This window comes from Pseudolysinimonas sp. 10J20-29, from assembly GCF_055809595.1.
In genome coordinates, this window is record NZ_CM147917.1 from 526655 (window position 1) to 541161 (window position 14507).

At 73.2% G+C, this 14507-nt stretch carries 11 protein-coding genes and 2 pseudogenes; 7 read left to right on the forward strand and 6 right to left on the reverse strand.

Going from position 1 to position 14507, the window contains the following annotated elements; translation table 11 throughout:
• The first annotated feature begins 58 nt into the window (after nucleotides 1–58).
• Entirely contained in the window at nucleotides 59–736 is a 678-nt protein-coding gene (locus AC0L6Y_RS02630) for a ferritin-like fold-containing protein (protein WP_473554864.1), read from the forward strand.
• A gap of 35 nt (nucleotides 737–771) precedes the next feature.
• Here the strand turns inward: AC0L6Y_RS02630 and AC0L6Y_RS02635 are convergent, their stop codons facing one another.
• Both AC0L6Y_RS02635 and AC0L6Y_RS02640 read right to left on the reverse strand, forming a co-directional pair.
• Nucleotides 772–1068 (reverse strand): hypothetical protein, encoded by a 297-nt coding sequence (locus tag AC0L6Y_RS02635; RefSeq protein ID WP_473554869.1) that lies wholly within the window; start codon nucleotides 1066–1068, stop codon nucleotides 772–774.
• Between the two features lie 8 nt (nucleotides 1069–1076).
• Entirely contained in the window at nucleotides 1077–1301 is a 225-nt protein-coding gene (locus tag AC0L6Y_RS02640) for a DUF3107 domain-containing protein (protein ID WP_473554872.1), read from the reverse strand.
• Nucleotides 1302–1390: 89 nt separating this feature from the next.
• On the opposite strand from AC0L6Y_RS02640, the gene AC0L6Y_RS02645 reads away from it, so the two are divergent.
• Nucleotides 1391–4483, forward strand: coding sequence for an ATP-dependent helicase (locus AC0L6Y_RS02645; protein ID WP_473554875.1), 3093 nt, complete (start codon nucleotides 1391–1393; stop codon nucleotides 4481–4483).
• On the forward strand, nucleotides 4476–7712 hold the full coding sequence (locus AC0L6Y_RS02650) for an ATP-dependent helicase (protein ID WP_473554878.1): 3237 nt from the start codon (nucleotides 4476–4478) through the stop codon (nucleotides 7710–7712). The genes AC0L6Y_RS02645 and AC0L6Y_RS02650 overlap by 8 nt, the downstream gene beginning before the upstream one ends.
• Nucleotides 7713–7727: 15 nt before the next feature.
• Here AC0L6Y_RS02650 and AC0L6Y_RS02655 read toward each other — a convergent pair whose 3' ends face one another.
• The gene (locus tag AC0L6Y_RS02655) at nucleotides 7728–8579 is read right to left on the reverse strand and encodes a LysR substrate-binding domain-containing protein (protein WP_473554882.1); all 852 of its coding nucleotides are present in this window, start codon (nucleotides 8577–8579) and stop codon (nucleotides 7728–7730) included.
• Nucleotides 8580–8776: 197 nt separating this feature from the next.
• Here AC0L6Y_RS02655 and AC0L6Y_RS02660 point away from each other — a divergent pair.
• Together AC0L6Y_RS02660 and AC0L6Y_RS02665 are read left to right on the forward strand one after the other, a co-directional pair.
• Nucleotides 8777–9034, forward strand: a pseudogene (locus AC0L6Y_RS02660) (MFS transporter); the annotation flags it as partial.
• Between the two features lie 94 nt (nucleotides 9035–9128).
• Nucleotides 9129–10007 carry an MFS transporter gene (locus AC0L6Y_RS02665; protein ID WP_473558191.1) on the forward strand — a complete coding sequence of 293 codons (879 nt, stop codon included), beginning with the start codon at nucleotides 9129–9131 and terminating at the stop codon, nucleotides 10005–10007.
• 11 nt (nucleotides 10008–10018) lie between these two features.
• On the opposite strand, the gene AC0L6Y_RS02670 is transcribed toward AC0L6Y_RS02665, so the two are convergent.
• Together AC0L6Y_RS02670 and AC0L6Y_RS02675 are read right to left on the reverse strand one after the other, a co-directional pair.
• Entirely contained in the window at nucleotides 10019–10147 is a 129-nt protein-coding gene (locus AC0L6Y_RS02670; protein ID WP_473554885.1) for a hypothetical protein, read from the reverse strand.
• A gap of 7 nt (nucleotides 10148–10154) precedes the next feature.
• Complete coding sequence (locus tag AC0L6Y_RS02675; RefSeq protein ID WP_473554887.1) at nucleotides 10155–11006, reverse strand: phosphotransferase; 852 nt, start codon at nucleotides 11004–11006, stop codon at nucleotides 10155–10157.
• A 73-nt stretch (nucleotides 11007–11079) separates the two neighbouring features.
• Here AC0L6Y_RS02675 and nudC point away from each other — a divergent pair, with 73 nt between their 5' ends.
• Complete coding sequence (gene nudC / locus AC0L6Y_RS02680; protein WP_473554890.1) at nucleotides 11080–12051, forward strand: NAD(+) diphosphatase; 972 nt, start codon at nucleotides 11080–11082, stop codon at nucleotides 12049–12051.
• Nucleotides 12048–13769: an ATP-dependent helicase gene (locus tag AC0L6Y_RS02685; protein ID WP_473554893.1), complete on the forward strand. Its 1722-nt coding sequence runs from the start codon at nucleotides 12048–12050 to the stop codon at nucleotides 13767–13769. Before nudC ends, AC0L6Y_RS02685 begins: the two co-directional genes overlap by 4 nt.
• Here AC0L6Y_RS02685 and AC0L6Y_RS02690 read toward each other — a convergent pair.
• Nucleotides 13723–14445, reverse strand: a pseudogene (locus tag AC0L6Y_RS02690) (hypothetical protein); the annotation flags it as partial. The gene AC0L6Y_RS02685 and the pseudogene AC0L6Y_RS02690 overlap by 47 nt on opposite strands.
• Between the last annotated feature and the right edge of the window lie 62 nt (nucleotides 14446–14507).

Sequence of the window (14507 nt, forward strand, 5' to 3'; positions counted from 1 at the left end):
CCCGAGTAGTCTGGACGTCGTGTTGCGCTGGTTTCGACGATCAAGGCCGCGTCCCCACGTGTTGCCGCTCGGCTCGCGCACGGAGGCGGTCCAGGTCGCGCGCGTCGAACTCGCCGCGCTGACTCCCGAGCCGGTGGTCTACCTCGGGCGCCTGGGCTATCTGACCCTCGTGCTCTTCGAGAACCTGGGGCGCGCCGTCATGGCGACCCCGACCACGGAGGGCAAGAGCGAGCTGACGCGCGCCGCGGGCGAGATGGGCGATGCTCACGAGGCCGTGGTGAACGAGCTGCGCGCGCTCGGGCACGACCCGGTCGCCGCGATGGAGCCGTACCGTCTCGAGCTGGATGACTTCCAGCGCCGCACGCAGGGTGCCGACTGGCACGAGATCCTGGTGACCTGCTACCTGACGCAGGGATTCCTGACCGACTTCTCGGCCGGACTCGCCGGCGGCCTGCCGCGTGACCTCCGCGTCCGCGTCGCCGAGATCCTGGCGCGCGTGACGGTCGGCGAGGCGGTGCTCGTCGAGCTGCTGCGTTCGGGCGTCGATGCGAGTCCGCGGCTCGCCTCCCGGCTGGCCATGTGGGGCCGCCGACTCGTCGGCGACACCATGCTGGTGGCGCGCGAGGCGCTCGAGATCGACGGCGTCATGCCGGGCGAGGAGCGCATCGAGCCGGTCTTCACCGAGCTGGTCGCCTCGCACACGCGCCGGATGGACGCCCTCGGCCTCACCGCCTGACCCGCCGCCTCATCCTCCGAGCGCGGGGCGGGACGCTAGGCGCGGCCGCCGGAGAGGTCGTGGAGCAGCCGCTCGTCGGCGCGGGCGCGCGCGGGCGGCAGCGCGATCGCCGCCGCCACGGCCGCAGCGGGGCCGGCGATCAGGGACACGGCCCAGATCCAGCCGCCGTCGAAGGTCCAGCCGAGCCAGAGCAGGCCCACCCAGACCGTCGCGGTGACGGCGGTCGAGACCGCGGGCAGCAGCGCCGCACCGTGGGAGTCACGACCCGGGATCGTGTAGCGCACGATGGCTCCGAGGCAGGCGGCGATGACGACGACGAAGACGAACTCCATGACGCGACCTAGGCGACGAAGCCGACGCGGCGGCTCTCCGCCGGGCCGATCTCCAGGTAGGTGACCGAGGCGCTGGGCACGATGTACACCTTGCCCTTGTCGTCGGTGAGCTTGATGAACTTCGCCTCCGACTCGAGGGCCTCGGCGACGAGCTTCTCGATCTCGGCGGGGCTCTGCGAGGTCTCGAAGCTGAGCTCGCGGGCAGTGTTGGCGATACCGATGCGAATGTCCACGGAGTCAGCGTATTCGATGCCCGGCCCCCGGGGGTGCGCGGTTCTCTGTCGGCAGAACGGATGTCCGCCGCTCCCGCTACCGTGAGGGCGTGGGCGTCGAGCTGGATGAATCGCAGCGGGCCGTACTCGAGCTTCCCGAGGGGGCGAGCGCGGTCGTCATCGGTGCGCCCGGTTCGGGAAAGACCGAGACGCTCGTGGCGCTCGCCGCCGACCGCGTGCACGTGCGCGGCTACGACGCGGCGGAGCTGCTCGTGATCACCGGCAGCCGCCACTCGGCCACCGACCTGCGGGATCGACTGGCACGCGAGCTCGCGGTCGTCACGACGGGTCCGCTCGCGCGCACGGCGAGCTCGGTCGCCTTCGAGCTGGCCACGGCGCAGGCGCGCGCGCACGACGCCGCGCCGCCGCGGCTGCTGTCGGGCGCCGACCAGGACCTGATGATCCGCGAGCTGCTGCAGGGGCACCTCGACGACGGCCGCGGCCCGGTCTGGCCCGAGCACCTGGATGCGGTCGTCCGCCGCCTGCCGACCTTCCGCGTCGAACTGCGCGAACTCCTCATGCGCGCGACCGAGTTCGGGGTCTCGCCCGCCGAGCTCCGACGGCTCGGGCAGACGACCGATCGCCCCGCGTGGGTGGCGGCTGCCGACTTCGCCGTCGAGTACCAGACGGTGCTTGCGAGCGCGCGCGGCGAGATGCTCGACCCGGCCGAGCTCGGCGCCGCCGCCGTGCACGCGATCGAGGACGGCCACCTGGGCGAGCGCTTCTCGCGCGTGCGGCTCGTCCTCGTCGACGAGCTTCAGCAGGCCACCGAGACGACGATGCGCATGCTGCGCGCCCTGGCCGACCGGGGCGTCACGATCATCGGCTTCGGCGACCCCGACACCGCGAGCAACAGTTTCCGCGGCGGCGAGGTGGATGCGGTCGGCGGCTTCGGCGTCCGGCTCGGAGTCCCGACGGCGCCCCGGCTCGTGCTGTCGACCGTGCACCGTCACGGCCCGAGCATCCGCCGCGTGATCTCCGAGATCACCGCCCGCATCGGCGCCGCGGGCGAGGGCACCCAGCGTGCGGCGGAGTCGGCGGTCGCCGACGCGGTCGAGCGGCCCCTGCTGGCGATCCGCGAGGCGAGTCCCGCGTCGCACGCCGACGCGATCGCGCGCGTGCTGCGTGAGCGCCACCTGCTGGACGGGGTGCCGTGGAACCAGCTCGCGGTGGTGACGCGCACCGCCCGGGCGATTCCGGGGCTCGCGCGCGCGCTCGCGCTCGCCCACGTGCCCACCCGCACGCTCGCCGGCGGGACGGCGCTGCGCGACGATCTGGCTGCGGGGGCGCTGCTGCGCGTCGTCGAGGTTGCGATCGGCCGCGCCCCGTTGACGGGGACGACGGCCGAGGAGCTGCTGCTCGGCCCCTTCGGCGGACTCGACGCGGTCGCGCTGCGACGGCTGCGGCTCACCCTCCGCGCCGAGGAACTCGCCGGCGGCGGGGCCCGACACGGCGGCGAGCTGCTGGCCGAGGCGCTCGCGGCCCCGGGCCGGCTCGCCACGGTCGATCACGCGGTGGGGCGTCGCGCCGCGCGCGTCGCCGAGGTGCTCGCCCGGATCCGCGCCCAGAACGAGTCCGGCGCCTCGGCGGAGGAGCTGCTCTGGACGGCCTGGGAGGGCGCCGGCGTCGCCGCGACGTGGGAGCAGCGGGCTCGCGGTGCGGGTCTGGCCGCCGAGGAGGCCAATCGCGCGCTCGACGGCGTCGTCGCCCTCTTCGCCTCGGCCCGGCGCTTCGCCGAGCGCGCGCCGCACTCGAGTGCGGCGGCGTTCCTCGCCGAGGTGCTCGATGCCGAGGTGCCCGAGGACACGCTCGCACCGCAGGCGCTCGCCGACACGGTGCTCGTCGCCACCCCGGCGGGTGCCGGATCGCTCGAGTTCGACACCGTCGTCGTCGCGGGCCTGCAGGACGGCCAGTGGCCGAACCTGCGGCTGCGCGGATCGCTGCTCGGCGCGGGCGACCTCGTCGCCGTGCTGCGCGGCCAGGTCGCCGAGAGCGCCTCCGCGGTGGACGAGCGGCGTGCCGTGCTCGCCGACGAGCTGCGCATCTTCGCGCTCGCCTGCTCGCGTGCTCGCGCGCGCCTGGTCGTCGCGGCGATCCAGAGCGATGACGAGGCGCCGAGTCCGCTGTTCGAGCTGGTCGCCGACCCCGATCGCGGCGGCGCGGATACGGTCGAGGCCGACCGCAGCCCCTTGGGCCTGCGTCCGCTGGTCGGGCGGCTGCGGCGCACGATCACGACGTCCGGCACGCGCGACGAGGTGCGCGCCGCCGCCACCGCGGCGCTGGTCGCGCTGGCGATCGACGGGGTGCCGGGCGCCCACCCGGATGACTGGCGCGGGCTTCTCCCCGTCTCCACCGAGGCGCCTCTCGTCGACCTCGCGGAGCCCGAGGCGCGGGTGGGCGTCTCGCCGTCGCGCATCGAGGCGATCGAGCGCAGCCCGATGGAGGCCTTCGTCGAGCAGATGGGCGGCGGTTCGACGAGCCCCGCGGTCGGCATGGGCACGCTGATCCACGACGTCCTGGAGCACGCGACCGGTCACGATGTCGACGAACTCCAGGCCGCACTCGATGAGCGCTGGGGGGAGCTGCACTTCGAGTCGGAGTGGGACGCGCTGCGCCAGCGCACCGTCGCGCACACGGCGATCGCGGCGCTGGCTCGCTACCTGGCGGACTTCGAGGCGCGCGGCGGCGAACTCGTCGCGGCCGAGGGGGCGTTCGAGCTCGACGTCGAGCCGGCGAGGCTGCGCGGCAAGATCGACCGGGTCGAGTCCCACCCGGAGGGGCTCGTGATCATGGATCTGAAGACCGGCTCGTTCATTCCCTCGGCGTCCGCCGCCGCCGAGCATCCCCAACTCGGTGCCTACCAGCTCGCGCACGCCGAGGGGGCGCTCGAGGGCGGCGGCGACGTGCCGCTGCACGAGGCACGACTGGTGTACACCTCGTCGACGTCGAAGAAGCTCCCGTACACGGTGCGCCCGCAGGCGGCGTTCGACGACGAGGCCCGCGAGGCGTTCCGTGAGCGCGTGCGCGCCGCGGCACGGGCGATGACCGGTCCCGAGTTCGATGCCGTGCTCACCGACGACGCGTTCGCCCACGGCTCCGAGGTTCGCGCCGTGCAGCTGCCCCCGGAGGTGTCCAGTGACTGATTCGCCGCAGTTCTCGGCGGTCGAGATCGCCGAGCGCCTGAAGAAGCACAGGCCCACCAAGGAGCAGATCGCGGTGATCGAGGCGCCGCTCGAACCGGCGCTCGTCGTCGCGGGGGCCGGCAGCGGCAAGACCGAGACGATGGCGGCGCGCGCGCTCTGGCTGGTCGCCAACGGCTACGTGCGACCCGCCGAGATCCTGGGCCTCACCTTCACGCGCAAGGCCGCGGGCGAGCTCGCCGAGCGGATGCGCACGCGGATCGCCGAGCTGCGCGCGGCGGGCCTGGTGGCCGAACCCGACCCGGATGCCGCCGAGGACCTCGGCGCCGAGCTGCTTGACGCGCCCCGGGTGGCGACCTACAACTCCTTCGCGAGCACGCTGTTCCGCGACCACGCCGCGCTCGTCGGCTTCGACGGCGACGCGGTCGTGCTCGGCGAGGCCGCCTCCTGGCTGCTCGCACGCGAGGTCGTCGTCGGGCGCGACGATCCGCGCCTGGCGGAGGCGGGCAAGGGCGTCGACGCCGTCACGACGGCGGTGCTGCGGCTCGCCTCCTCGCTCGGGGAGCACCTCGCCGACGCCGACGCGGTCGAGCGGATGGCGGAGGACTACGCGCGGCTCGGCGACATCCCGCCCGAGGGCCGCTACGACTACGCGGGCGACATGGCCTCGATCATCACGCCGCTCGCCCCGCTGCCGGCGCTGCTCGATGCCGCGCGCGAGTTCCAGGCTCGCAAGCACGAGCGCGGCTACCTGCAGTACAGCGATCAGGTGCGCATCGCGCTGCGGATCGCCGAGCGCGCGCCGGGCGTCGCCGAGGATCTGCGCGCGCGATCCAAGGTCGTCATCCTCGACGAGTACCAGGACACCAGCGTCGGCCAGACCCGACTGCTGTCGGCGCTGTTCCGCGGGCATTCGGTGATGGCGGTCGGCGACCCGCATCAGGCGATCTACGGCTGGCGCGGCGCGAGCGCCGCGAATCTCGGCGAGTTCTCCGACTGGTTCGACGCCCGGCGCTCGTTCTCGCTGTCGACCAGCTGGCGCAACGGCGTGAAGGTGCTGGACGCGGCGAACACCGTGCTGGAGCCGCTCGCGGCGCGGAGCCCGGTTGCGGTCGAGACCCTCACCCCGCGCGAGGGCGCGGACGCGGTCCCGATCAGCGTCCGGTTCGAGGAGAGCGTCGTCGCGGAGGCGGATGCGGTGGCCGCCTGGTTCGCCGAGCGCCTGCGTCCCGGCGCGGTGCCCGCGGGGGAGGAGCCGCCGAGCGCGGCCCTGCTGCTGCGGGCGCGGGCCACCCTGGAGCACTTCACCGGGGCCTTCGCCCGTGCGGGCGTGCCGTACCACGTGCTCGGTGTCGGCGGGCTGCTCGCGCAGCCACTCGCGGCCGACCTGGTGGCGGCGCTCCGGGTGATCGACGACCCGAGCGCGGGCAACGAGCTCATCCGGCTGCTCGTCGGCTCGCGCTGGCGCATCGGCACCGCCGACATCGCGGCGCTGCGCGACCTGGCGCGCTGGCTCGAGAAGCGCGATCTGCACCAGCAGGAGCTCGACGACGTCGTGCGCGATCGACTGCGCGGCTCGGTCATCGAGGAGGAGTCCGCCTCGATCGTCAACGCCCTCGACTTCCTTGCGCTGCAGAAGCGCGAGCACGGCGCGATCCGCGGCTTCAGCGAGGAGGGGCTGCGGCGGCTGCGTGAGGCGGGCGCGCTGTTCGCGGGTCTCCGCTCCCGCACGCGCCTCGAGCTCGCCGACCTGGTGACGGTGACGCTGCAGGAGCTCGATCTCGACATCGAGGCCGCCGCCAACGAGTCGCGACCGGGCAGCGCGCGCGTGCTCGAGGCGTTCTTCGACGCGCTCGCGCAGTTCGAGCAGCTGGGTCGCGGCGGAAGCCTGCGCGCCTTCCTCGGCTGGCTGCGGGAGGCCGAGTCGCGCGACCGGCTGAGTCCGCGCAGCGACCCGCCCGAGCCGGGATGCGTGCAGATCCTCACGATTCACGGCGCGAAGGGCCTGGAATGGGACCTCGTCGCCGTGCCGCGGCTGGTCGAGGGCGAGCTGCCGTCGCGGGCTCGCGACACCGGCGCCTGGGTCGGATTCGGCCAGCTGCCGTACGAGTTCCGCGGAGACACCCACGCGCTCCCCGTCTTCGCCTGGCGCAGCGCCACCTCGCGCGCCGAGCTCCGGGCGAACTTCGCCGAGTTCAAGAAGCAGGTCGGCGCCGGTCAGCTCGACGAGGACCGTCGCCTCGCCTACGTCGCGATCACCCGCGCGCGCCATGAGCTGCTGCTCTCGGGTTCGTTCTGGTCGTCGCAGACCAAGTGGCGCGGGCCGAGCCGGTTCCTCAGCGAGCTCGAGCAGGCGGGCGTCATCGACGCGCTGCCGACCGAACCGGCCGAGCTCGACGTCAACCCGCTGCTCGGCGAACCGGCGACGGTCAGCTGGCCCCGGGATCCGCTCGGCCATCGGCGGGCGCGCGTCGAGGCGGCGGGGGAGCTGGTGCGCAACGCGCTGGAGGGGGAGAGCGTCGAGTCGGCGACCGCGGCCGCCGGGCCGTGGGCCCGCGATGTCGAACTGCTGCTCGCCGAGCGACGCCAGCAGCTGGCGGGGCCGCCTGCGGTCGCGCCGCCCGCGCGCATCCCCGCCTCGCGCTTCCATGAGTACGTCACCGACCCTGAGCGGGTCACGGCGGAGCTGCGGCGGCCGATGCCCGAGCGCCCGTACCGCGCCACGCGGCTCGGCACCCTCTTCCACGCCTGGGTCGAGCACCGCGCCGACCCGGACGGGCTCGAGGAGGAGCTGGATGCGCGCTTCTCCGAGCTCGACATCGACGCCGACACGGAGCTGGTGGCGGTCGACGCCGACCGGTTCGCCGAGCTGAAGGCGACCTTCGAGCGCTCGCCGTGGGCCGAGCTGAAGCCGGTCGAGGTCGAGCGGGAGATCCACCTGCCCTTCGACGGGCGCACCATCGTGTGCAAGATCGACGCCGTCTACGAGCACGACGGGCGGCTCGAGATCGTCGACTGGAAGACCGGCAAGGCGCCGAAGGATGCCGAGGATCTCGAGCGCAAGCAGCTCCAGCTCGCGCTCTACCGGCTCGCCTACGCGCGCTGGGCGGGCGTCGATCCCGAGCTCGTCGACGCGGCGTTCTACTTCGTCGCCGAGGACCGCATCATCCGTCCCGAGCACGTCTCGAGCGAGGACGAGCTGCGGGAGCGCTGGCGCGCCGCGCTCGGCTGACGCCGCCCGGGAGCTTCAGACGTCGAGACGCGAGCGGCTGACGATCGAGGAGGCGAGGGCGTTGATCGGGCCGCGGTCGGCCTGCGGGTTGTCGAGCAGGGCGAACTCGACCTCGTCGAGCAGCGGCAGGCCGAAGGTGTTGGTGACCGGCACCAGGTCGCCAGGGATCATGCTCTGCGGGAACGCGCCGATGCCGATGCCGGCGCGCACCGCCGCGAGCACCCCGTTGATCTCGCGCGTGTTGCAGGTGATGCGCCAGGTGCGTCCCGCCGCCTCCAGCGCATCGATCGCCGCCTGACGCGACAGGCTGGGGGCCTGGTAGACGATCAGCGGCACCGGCTGGTCGGCCTCCAGGGTCACAGCGGGATGCGCCGCCCAGACGAGCCGTTCTCGCCGCACCACGCGGCCGACCCCCGCATCCGCCGGTTGGCGCACGAACACCAGGTCCAGCTGCCCGGCGCGCAGCCGGCGGTTCAGGTACGGGCTCTGCCCGACCGTGAGCTCCAGGTTGATGTGCGGGTAGAGTTGGCGGAAGTCGCGCAGGATCTGCGGCAGCTGGGTGAGGGCCAGGTCGTCGGCGGAGCCGAAGCGCAGTCGTCCGCGCATGGCGGAGCCGGTGAAGTAGGCCGCCGCCTCGTCGTGCGCCGAGAGGATGGTGCGCGCGAAGCCGAGCAGCGCATCCCCGTTGTCGGTCAGGGCGACCTGCCGGGTGTCGCGGGCGACCAGGATCCGACCGGCGGCCGCCTCGAGCTTGCGGATCTGCTGGCTCACCGTCGGCTGGCTCAGACCCAGCTGCTCGGCGGCGCGGGTGAAGCTCAGCGTCTCGGCGAGGGCGACGAAGGTGCGCAGCAGAACCGGATCGAACACCCTGCTCCATTCGAGAACTCAATAGGACTTATAGCCAGCATTCCACAATTCAATGCCCCGAGCGCACGTAACGTGGGAGGGACATGACCTCCGTATCCGGCATCGAGGCCGAAAATCTCACCGCCCCCATTCCCGTCGTCACCGGACGACCCCGCTGGCGCGACACCGCCATCGCCCTCCGCTCGTACAACTACCGCATGTACGTCATCGGCCAGCTGTTCGCCAACACCGGAGGCTGGATGGCGCGCATCGCGATCGACTGGCTGGTGCTCGAGCTCACCGGCAACGTCGCGCTCGTCGGCATCGTCGTCGCGCTCCAGTTCGCCCCGACGATCGTGCTCGGCGCCTGGGCGGGCGTGCTCTCCGACCGAGCCAACCGGCACCGGGTGCTGATCGCCACCCAGACCGTGGGCCTGGTGTCGAACGCGCTGCTGGCCGTCCTGGTGCTGCTCGGAGCGGTCGAGGTCTGGCACGTCTTCCTCGTCGCGGCCACCACGGGGGTCGCGATGGCGATCGAACGGGCCCTCCAGGTCCGCCTTCGTGAGCGAGATGGTCGGCACCGCGCGACTGCGCAACGCGATCAGCGTGAACGCGATGATCTTCCACCTCGGCGGCCTGCTCGGCCCCGCGATCTCGGGCGTGCTCATCGTCGCGGTCGGCTCCGGCTGGTCGATCGCGATCAACGCCGCCGCCGCCGCGGTCGCGCTGGCGATGCTGCTGGTGATGCGGACGCACGAGCTTCACCGCGCCCCGCGCCAGGCGCGCGGCGGCGGACAGATCCGCGAGGCGCTCGCCTACGCGCGCCGCAAGCCGACGATCCTCTGGCCGATCGTGCTGCTCGGCTTCGTCGCCGTCTTCGGCATGAACCTCCCGGTGCTCTTCACCGCGGCGGCGACGACGTTCGGCACGGGGGCCGCCGGCTACGGCCTCTACAGCTCGCTCGCCGCGGTCGGCGCGCTGGTCGGCGCCGTGCTGTCGGCGCAGCGGCGGTCGCTGCGGCTGCGCGCGATCGTGATCGCCACGATCGGCTACGGTCTCGTGACCGTGCTCGCCGGCGTCGCGCCCTGGTACCCGCTGTTCCTCGGGGCGCTCGTCGGCATCGGGATCACGCGCCTGCTGTTCGCGACGGGAGCGGAGTCGATGACGCAGCTGTCCACCAACCCCGGAATCCGCGGCCGCATCATGTCGTTCTACTTCATGGTCGTCGTGGGCGGCCAGGCGCTCGGCGGCGTGATCATGGGGTTCATCGCCGAGCACTTCGGGCCGCACGTCGCGTTCACGGTCGCCGGCGGCGTCCCGACGGTGGCGGGCATCACGATCGCGATCGTGCTGGCGCGTCGCCATCAGCTGCGCATCCGCGTGAGCCTGCGCACGCCGCGTCGTCTCGTGCGGATCGTGCCGCGCGGGCAGTCGATCCTCGAGAGCTGAGCGGCGTCGACCTAGCGCGCGGTGGCGGTGCGCGAGAGCAGCTCTTCGACCTCATCGACGTCGAGCGTCGACTCGGGGCGACGGATCGAGGCGGTGTCGTTCTGCGAGATCGTGTCGACGAGTCCCGACATCAGCTCCACGGCGTCGTCAACGATCTCGGTCGACTTCGTCGCCGTGCCGTGCAGCAGCCACTTGGCGAGCTCGAGCTCGTTGAGCAGGCGGGCGCGCTCGGTGAGCTGTCGGTCGACGGAGCCGCGAACCCGGGCGTACGCGCCGAAGGCCGTCTCGGCGATGCCGTCGCCGGGGGCCCGCAGGCAGCCAGTGCAGGTCGACGGCCGGGTCACCCACGTGGAGCGACTGCCAGCCCAGCAGTCCGGTGACGACGCCGTCGGAGGCCAGGAACGACTCCGCCTCGAGGGCGCCGTTGACGACGGCCGGGGCGAACTGCCAGAGGGTCGGGTCGCCGATCGCGCGTTCCCAGCGCTGCTGCAGCACGGCGGGCACGACGCGGGTCGCGATCGCGCGCTCGAGCAGTTTGGCGGCGTCACGCGCCGCCTCGATGCCGGTGCGGCTCGGCAGACCCGAGTCGGCGACGAAGCTGGTGGGCAGCGCATGGATCGCGGCGATCGCCTCGCCGATCGAGGTCGCCAGGTCGTGGTCGAGGCTCGCGAGCTCGGCCTTGGCTCCGTAGACGAATTCGTAGACGACGGCGCGCGTGTCGCCCGCGGGGGCCTGCCCGGCGAAGGTGGTGACGGCGAACGGCAGCCGCGCGCGCACGCCGGCGCTCAGCGCGCGAAGCGCGACCAGGTCGGCCGACTGCGCCGCCTCGGCGCTCTCGCTGCGCGGCACCCGAACGATCCAGTGTCGACCGTCCCGCCCGGTGAGCAGGGCGGCGTCGAATTCGCCGCCGGGGGAGCCGATGGGGGTCGCGCCCGCGATGTCCAGACCGTCCACGGCCGACGTCGCGAGCGCGGCTAGAGTGAAGTGCGACCTGGCCATGGAGAAAGGGTAGGTCGCCCCATGTGCGTCGGCCTCGTACGCCACGCCCTTCGTCCGTTCCCGAGAGGTGCCTGTGCGCAGCGATTTCGGCACGCGACTCCCGCTCTCCCGGGCGGCGCTCGATCGCGACCACCTGCGGCGCGCGCGCGAGCCCGAGGCGCTGCTGTCCGAACCGGGGGCCCGCATCGTCGTCCTCCACGAGGGACGCGTGCTGCTGCACGACGACGCGGAGCCGCGCGTCCTGCTTCCCGAGGCGCCCCCGCTCGCGGCGCTCCCGCCCGAGACGCTCGTGCTCTTTCTCGGCACAGTGCTCCCCGGAGACGACGAACTGGCGGTCGGCATCCCCGTGCTCGCGCTCGGCGTCGACGACGACGGCGTCGACGCGCTCACGGAGGCGGGCATCATTCCGCGCGCGGCCACCTGGGGTGATCTGCGCCGGCTCGGGGCGCGACTCGGGGCTCGCGACGCGGGCCTCGTGACGCAGGCTCTCGCGCTCGCCAATTGGCACCGCAGCGCCGCGTTCTCGCCCCGCAGCGGACGCCCGACCGAGTCGGTGCTCTCCGGCTGGGTGCGCCGGGATCCGACTGATGGATCCGAGTACTTCCCGCGCACCGACGCGGCGATCATCGTCGGCGTGACCGATGCCGACGACCGGCTGCTGCTGGGCTCGAACGCGGTCTGGGAATCCAACCGCTTCTCCCTGCTGGCCGGCTTCGTCGAACCCGGCGAGAGCTTCGAGGCGGCCGTCGAGCGCGAGATCTTCGAGGAGTCCGGCCTGCGCGTCGTCGACCCGGTATACCTGGGCTCGCAGCCGTGGCCGTTCCCCGCCTCGCTGATGGTCGGCTTCCGGGCTCGGCTCGCCGAGGGGGAGGACCCCACCGGTCGGCCCGACGGCGAGGAGATCCTGGAGCTGCGCTGGTTCAGCCGGGCAGAGCTCCAGGATGCGCTGGGCGAGATCCTGCTGCCCGGCCCGACCTCGATCGCCCGTCGGATCATCGAGGACTGGTTCGGCGCCGAGATCGACGACGGGCAGCGCACGCCGTGAACGCCGAGAAGATCCTCGAGGGACTCGATGCGCAGCAGCGCGAGGCCGCGGAGGCGCTCCTCGGGCCGGTGTGCATCCTCGCGGGTGCCGGCACCGGCAAGACCCGAGCCCTGACGCACCGCATCGCCTACGGGGTCGCGACCGGAGCCTTCGACCCCGAGCGCATGATGGCGCTCACCTTCACGACCCGGGCGGCGGGGGAGCTGCGCACGCGGCTGCGCGCGCTCGGCGCCGGCGGCGTGAGCGCGCGCACCTTCCACGCGGCGGCGCTCGCCCAGCTGAACTTCTTCTGGCCGCGCGTCATCGGCGGCTCCACGCCGCGCATCCTCGCCGCGAAGGGGCCGGCGATCGCGCACGCGGCCGAGTCGGTGCGGATGAAGCTCGACACCGCGGTGCTGCGCGACGTCGCGGCCGAGATCGAGTGGCGCAAGGTCTCGCAGCTCACCCTCGAGCAGTACGGCCGGGCGGCGGCCTCGCGTCCGATGCCGAATGACATCTCCGTCGACACGATGGTGGCGCTGCAGGAGGGCTACGAGCGGATCAAGGACGAGCGCCGTCAGATCGACTTCGAAGACGTGCTGCTGGCGACCGCGGGCATGCTCGAGGACGAGCCGTGGGTAGCCGAGCAGGTGCGCGCGCAGTACCGCTTCTTCGTCGTTGACGAGTACCAGGACGTCTCCCCGCTGCAGCAGGCGCTGCTGGATCTGTGGCTCGGTCCGCGCCGCGAGCTCTGCGTCGTCGGCGACGCGAGCCAGACGATCTACTCGTTCACGGGCGCCACGAGCGACTACCTGCTGGGCTTCGCCTCGCGCTACCCGGGTGCGCGCGTCGTCCGGCTCGAGAGCAACTACCGCTCCGCACGACCCGTGCTCGACCTGGCGAACCGGCTGATGCGCGGTCGCGCTGGCGCGCTGGAGCTGACGCCGGCGGTCGCCTCAGCGCCGCGCGCCGAGGTGCCCGCGCCGGTCGCCTACGACACCGACGCCGACGAGGCTCGCGCCGTCGCCGCCGCGATCGCCGAGGAGATCGCGAGCGGGACGCGCCCCGAGCAGATCGCGGTGCTGTACCGCGTCAACGCGCAAGGGCCGCACCTGCAGACGGCGATCGCCGAGGCGGGCGTGAGCGTGCGGGAGCTCGGCGGCACCAAGTTCTTCGACCTCGACGTCGTGAAGCGCGCGATCCTCGAGCTCGGCAGCGTCGCGCGCGAGCAGCGGGCGACGCCCGAGCCTCCGCTGTTCCAGTCGGTCAGCGACGTGCTGCGCGCCAACGGCTGGTCGACGGAGGCGCCGGAGGGCCCGGGGGCGGTGCGCGAGCGCTGGGAGGCGCTCAACGCGATCATCGAGCTCGCCGACCAGGCGCCCGAGGGCACGACGCTCGCCGCCTTCGTGGCGGAGCTGCGCGACCGGCAGTCGGCGCAGCACGAGCCGACGCTGTCCTCCGTCGTGCTGTCGACCTTGCACAGCGCCAAGGGTCTCGAGTGGGATTCGGTGTACCTCGTCGGGCTCAGCGAGGGACTGGTGCCGGTGAGCCACGCGCGCGGGCTCGCAGGCATCGACGAGGAGCGACGGCTGCTCTACGTCGGCATCACGCGGGCACGGCGACGGCTGTCTCTGTCGTGGTCGCGGGCGGGGCTTCGGGGGCAGCGGCGGGAGCCGAGCCGTTTTCTGGCAGAGCTCGGCACGAGCACTCGGGATGCGGGGCAACGCGCCCCTCGGTGAGTCGCCCGCCGCGCGGGTCGATGCTCCACACCCGTCCGAACCGGTCGGGCTCTTCGCGACTGCGGCGCACCGCGAACGCACTCGCCTCGGCGATCGCCGTGCGCGTGAGCGCGGCCGGCGCACGCCGCGCCAACTGGGTGGCGAGGGCGGGCCAGGCCGAGTCGGCGTCGCAGCGGGTCAGGTAGACGCAGTACAGGCACGCGCCCGAACCGGGCACGACGAACGGGCCGACCTCGATGCGCTCCTCGCTCACGATGATCGGCAGATGCGGCACGTCACGCCGCAGCCATCGACCGTGGTCGTCGGGCTGCAGGACGTGGTCGGCGACGACGATCACCAGGTCGGGACGCGCGTCGGCCGAGACGCGCGCGTGCTCCTCGTCGAGGTGGCGAGCGATCTCCTTCGCGAGCGCGCTGTCGCCGGTCACGGCGATGCGCGGGCGTCGCGGTTCGGCGCGAAGCAGCACGGGGGAGAGGCGCTCCAGCAGCGCCTCCGCGTCGATCCCGCTCGCGATCATGCGGAGACCCGACTCCGAGATGCCCGCGACCAGGGCGGTGATGGCGCGCTCGGTGGGCGGGTCGACCGGATCGAGCACGACGCCGGTGTGGGTGCCGATCTGCAGGGCGGAGGGCGAGCGCCAGATGACGGGGAACCGAGGATCGAGCCGGAGGACCATCACTCTATGGTCCGCGCCTGCGGCGCGCGCCGTCGGCGCTCTCCACACCTGCGCGGGCCGTG